Source organism: uncultured Agitococcus sp. (assembly GCF_937920075.1).
Taxonomy (GTDB): domain Bacteria; phylum Pseudomonadota; class Gammaproteobacteria; order Pseudomonadales; family Moraxellaceae; genus Agitococcus.
Genome location: NZ_CALETI010000115.1, coordinates 1 through 3,132 on the forward strand (window position 1 = coordinate 1; position 3,132 = coordinate 3,132).

Genomic DNA, 3,132 nt, shown 5'->3' on the forward strand with positions numbered 1-3,132 from the left:
GCCAGTGATAAAAAAACGTGCTTTGACGTTTGGTGATAGTGAGTATGACATTATTGGTTGTCCTTTGGTGAGTTGCCGTAACCTAAGCCGCCAAGCGTACCTTTACGAACTGCCGATTGACTTTTTGATGTTTCAATCTGTTTAATTAAGTCGCCAAGCGTTTTTAAATAATCTTGAGCCTGTTTGCCGCTTTGCAAATAACGCGCACCCATGTAATCGCGCACTTGCTCAGGTGTACTTATTTTATTCCATGCTTGAGCGGCTTTACCCATCGCGCCCACTGGACTACCCGACATTAACATAGCAGCGCTCTCGCCTGCATCTTTGAGTGGGTCAAGGCCAAGCTCAGATAATGCGGCCTCACGTTGCGCTGTTTGGCTGCCTGTGTTGACGGTGTAAATGCTTTTAAGTGCTTTTTCACCTTTCATTATTCCTGCAAATTGCCTAAACCTTTCTTTACCCATTGCCTCGAGCAATACTTTGCTTGCGTTACGGTCTTTGCTTATCTCGCTTAAAAAGTTACGCCCTGACGGTGTACCCATTTTTTCTTCAAGCGCACGAAAAACACCTATTTCATAAGCCTGTTTTTGTGGGTCATTAAGTGTCGCTTTGTAGTCGCGTATATCCATGTGATTACGCTTAAACAATTTCGAGCCTTCCTCAACCGCATCAATTAGTTGTTTTGGTTCTGCAAATTTTTGATTCGCTAAACGATAGATTGACTCGCCTTGTGGCGTAACGGGTGATGCAGATTCTAGCTTGGCCATTAAATCGCGTCTTAGGTTTCCAACTTCTAACGCTTTATAATTGCCCCCACTTCGTTTTAGTGTTTCCTCTGCATCATTCATAGCGCGTTTAAGCAACTCTAAACGCATTAACGGGACTTCGGTTGCACCACTGTTCGGTTTTACTAATTGTCGAATATCTGCAAAGCTATCGCCTTTGATTTGAGAAATAGAATTAGCCTCTTTTACAAAGGCATTTGCCCGTGTAACAAGGTTTCTAACTTCATCATCAATTGGCACTTTTACAGTATCAAGCACCTGATAAAACGGCTTTGACTCTACTGTTGCTTTCGTATTTAAAGCAGCAATAGATTTATTAAAATCAGGTTTACCACCGCCTAAAATCTTGTCGGCATAAGTTAAAAAACGCTTGCCTGCCGTCTCTGTTAATCGCCCTTGCACGTCAGCAACCGCAGGCGCCGTACGACCACTTAGCAAGCTGACCGCATCAAGTGAGCGTAACTCGTTAGACTTTTGACCACTTAACGCGGCCATTGGTGTACCGACTGGCATTTTATCGACTTTGTTTGCTAAAGTCGCGGAGTATGGTATCTCATCACCATTCGGCATAAGTCTAATGTTTTTACTTCTAGCTCGTCCAGTTTGCGCGATGGCCTCCGCTATTTTTGCATCACCTTGTCGTCTAATCCATTCTTTTGACTTGTCAGATAACGCACCAATAGGGTCAATTGCCCCCACTTGGCCACCTTGATTTATGCCGCCTGTATTTCGCACATCGCCAAACATTCTAATAGCCGCGTTTTTGCCTAAGCCACCAACCGCAGATAAAACAGGCTGTGCAATTAAACCAGTCGCAAGGCCAACACCGCCACCCTTTAACGTATCGCCTGCCACTGTGCTTGCATCTTCGCCCTCGCTAGTGCCTGCACCATAAGCACCACCAAACACCGCACCCGTTGCACCAGCTTGACCTGCTAACTTAGCAGCGTTAAATGCCGCTTGTACTTTGCTTGTGGCCTGTGGTAATGCCCCAAACTTTAACGGATTGACGGCCATCAATGGTGCACCTGCCATCATGCCTGTAACCATTGCTGTAGTCGGGTAATCTTCGCTATATTGTTTTTGTGCGCCTCTAATTAAATCACGGTTCTCTAAGTAAGCGTCTTTAATCCCAACAGGTTTTACATTGCCACCCATTGCACCATAAGCGTTATTAACTAACGCACCTAAACCGCCTAACGCCCCATAAATTTCATCACCAAAACCTAACGGAGCTTGGCTAACAGCATTGATAAAACCTTGAGCAGGGGACGGTAATGCGCGGCCTCTTGCTTCGTCTTTGTTGATTTTAGGAGCTTGGATTGGTTGTGCCGTCTGCTCGCCTTTTCCAAAGTTAGCTTGTGCATATTGCATAATCTCTGCTTCTGTTGCGTTATCAGGTGCAGTGATTCTGTACTTTTCGCCAGTAGGTGATGTTATATCAAAAGTAGCCATTATTTAACCCTCTCAATCTTCCAACCACCTGTTTGATTAGTTTGTTGTTGATTTTGGCCGCCATCTTGATAGTTTCCATACTTCGCCTGTATTTTTAATAGCAAAGTCTTAGCTTGTTCGGCTGCGGCAATTCTAGCTTTGGCAGGTAAAGATGAATCAGTAACAACACCCATTTGCGCTCGATAACTTGCTACATCTCTATCAGTAGATGGCCCTGGTTGTTTTTGTGCAAAAGTTAACAAGGCTTCGCCTGCTTGTTTGGCTTTTGCCATTGCCGCTTGTTGTTTTTGACTGCCTAAACCAACATAACCCATTACTTTTTCGTAAGTCTCACCCGCACCAGTTTGTGGCGATTCTTTCAAAGCATTAATATAGTTATCAATCAAAGGTAGGCCATCATTAGCATTTGCCAACTTCTCACGCCGTGCTGCTTGTGCTGTGCTTTCTGTTTTAACCTTTTCTTTGCCTATTTCTATTTCTATCGCTTTTTGTACTGGGTCAGGCTTTAATGTAAGCTCACGCTCTTTTAATGCCAATTCTTTTGCAGCCCTGTCTTGTTCCGCTCTAAGTTTGCGCTCTTGAAAGTCTTGCAAAACTTTATCTTTTTGCGTTAAAACATCAGGCTTAACCGTAGTTGTTCCTTGTTGGCCAAATGGTACTTCTTGTCCAGTTTTTGTCATTATTCGAGTGCCGACAAAATTACCTTGTGTGTCATAAACAGGATAAGGATTTCCGATTGGTGCGTTTAACTCTCTATCCGCTTGTTGTTGTTGCTTGATTGCCGCCGCATATTTAAACGCGCTTTCTGCATCTTTAGCCAACATTGCATTTTTAAAACCAATCTGTAACATCTCGGTATAACTAGGCTCACGCCCTGCAACAGCTTCTTGCG

Annotated in this window: 2 protein-coding genes; both read right to left on the reverse strand. The window is 44.0% G+C overall.

Annotated features, from left to right (window positions below; genetic code table 11):
- Nucleotides 1–50: 50 nt before the first annotated feature.
- Nucleotides 51–2,240 carry a hypothetical protein gene (locus Q0212_RS04245; protein WP_297922700.1) on the reverse strand — a complete coding sequence of 730 codons (2,190 nt, stop codon included), beginning with the start codon at nucleotides 2,238–2,240 and terminating at the stop codon, nucleotides 51–53.
- A partial coding sequence (locus Q0212_RS04250) for a hypothetical protein (RefSeq protein ID WP_297922703.1) occupies nucleotides 2,240–3,132 on the reverse strand: 893 nt, incomplete at its 5' end. The genes Q0212_RS04245 and Q0212_RS04250, both read right to left, overlap by 1 nt.

What these genes read in the sequence shown, in the direction of transcription:
- Q0212_RS04245 (WP_297922700.1), bottom strand. Translation starts at nt 2,240, where the DNA reads ATGGCTACTTTTGATATAACATCACCTACTGGCGAAAAGTACAGAATC.